The sequence below is a fragment of the Corynebacterium sp. S5S1 genome (assembly GCF_001913985.1).
Lineage (GTDB): Bacteria > Actinomycetota > Actinomycetes > Mycobacteriales > Mycobacteriaceae > Corynebacterium > Corynebacterium marquesiae.
Genome location: NZ_MKXT01000068.1, coordinates 3941 through 5955 on the forward strand (window position 1 = coordinate 3941; position 2015 = coordinate 5955).

1 protein-coding gene is annotated in these 2015 nt (G+C 54.4%); it reads right to left on the reverse strand.

The genetic code is table 11. From position 1 onward, the window contains the following. Positions 1-2015: fibronectin type III domain-containing protein (locus BKN05_RS11870; RefSeq protein WP_286688727.1), on the reverse strand; the 2015-nt coding region annotated here is incomplete at both ends.

Below are 2015 nucleotides of genomic sequence, written 5' to 3' on the forward strand. Positions count from 1 at the left end.
CATCTGCACCCATTCGGCGGCAACTGGACGGCCCACCGGCGCGGACTTGCCGACGTCCCACTGCGATTTCTTATACACCGCAACGTAGACACCCTGCGAGGCGCCTTCGCCGACGAACCCCGCACCGCGGACAGTAATGTCACCACCCGTGGCAGCATTTACCGTCGTTGTAGAAACATCCAGAGTCGGAGTGGCAACTGCCCCGTCTTTGACCTTGAGCAAAACGCCGTAGTCATATTCGTGGTTGCCGTGCTTGTCGACGCTTACCACGAAGTATTTTTTCTTCGGGTTCAGCGTATTAGCTGGAATTTCCAGGTTCTGCGAGAACTTACCATTGGCGACCTTAGCCGTCGTAGAAGCCAGAGCTTTCTTCGCGGTGTCGGAGTTGAAGATTCCGTTTTCAGGAATGTCGGCGTCTTCCAGGACATAGAGATTCATCTCTTTGCCGTTCAAGTAGCCGGTGCCGTTGACGGTGATCGTGTTTGCTTTCCGGCTATCCAGCGGCGTTTCTGGGAACAGGGTCAGGTCAGGGTCGATGCCTTGTTCTGGTGTTTCCGACAGGAAGATTCCGGAATATGCAGACCACTCGGTTTCGCCGTTTTCCGTGATGACCTTGATCTGACCGCGGTAGCGCTGACCTTTCTTCAGTCCGGTGAACTCAGCGTACCCATTAGCCATTTCGCTTGGGGCGATGTACGCGTCGCTTTCCTGGTTGCCTTTGTCGTCGACAGGCACCAGGCGAGCTTCAACTTTCGTGATGTCCTCGTAGCCAGCTAGCGAGTAGAACAAACCGGCCTTGGAATAGTCCTTCGCCGATGCCGGGCTGATGCGCGGGGCATCAGGGGTTTTCAGTGTGGAAGTTGCCGGCTTCTCAGAGGTGGAGGGCTTGGATGGCTTCGATGGTTTGGGCGGGGTGGCTGGCTTTTCGGGTTTGGAAGGAGCAGGTGCAGGCTTCGCAGCTGGTGGCTGCGGAGCGTCAGGGTCGACCACGGTGACGGAATCGCTGAATTTTTCTTCGGTCCATTGATCGGGACCGAAGAAATCAGTGCTCAAGTTTGCTTTCACGCCTACTCGGTAGACACCTGGTTCTCGTCCAACGAACTGAGCACTAGAGACCTGAGGTCCCTGGTCAAGGTGGTTGACATACTTGTATTGGTCACCATCCTCGCGATACAGCGTGATTCGGATACTAGAGCCGCGCTTGTCATTTTCAGCTAATTTCCACTCGGCTTTAACCGTCTGATTCTCGGCAGTCGCGTTGACCTCCGACAGGGACTGCGACGTCAGATTGACTGTTTTTGCCACGTCCAGACGACGATCGACAGGCAACATCTTGCCGCCGGCGAGGGTCCCGACTTGGTAGGAATCACCTTGGGCAAGGTTAATTTCACCTGGTTTGATCTGAATCTTCTTGGTGAAAGCACCGTTTTTGATTTCATCAGGTTTGACGAGAACTGAGACACCTTTCTTGTCGATGTCGCGAGGTAGTTCCCCTGGGGTCCATTTGGAGGCTGCCCAGAATACGACGTAAACGCCTTCTTGTGCTGCCGGACCAGTGTATCCAGAGCCAGAGACAGTGAACTCTCCGCCTTTTGCGAGGTCGATGGTGTCAGTGTCAAGCGTGAATTGCGGGGCAGGATCTTCTGAAATGGTGAGGGGCAAACTGGTTTCGGAAGGTCGAGAATTTCCGGACGCGCTCTGTGCTTCTACAGTAGCGGTGTAGGAGACTCCGGCTTTGAGGTTCGGGAATTCTGCAAAGTTGTCCGGGTAGGTGCTGGTGCCGGTGACTTTTTGCTCCAACACCGCGGAACCGTCGTCTGGACGCAGTTTTACAACATAGGTGTGAATCCTAGTAGTGCCGGAAGATCGACGGTCCCACTCGACGCGGGCAGTTTTATTCTTTTTTACCTGTAGATAGGGCTTATGGGGAGCTTCAGGAACTTGCGACTTGTCACTGATGGATACGACGTGCGATTGGCTGAACTGGGAGTTAACAGCCTTGTGGACAGCAAATA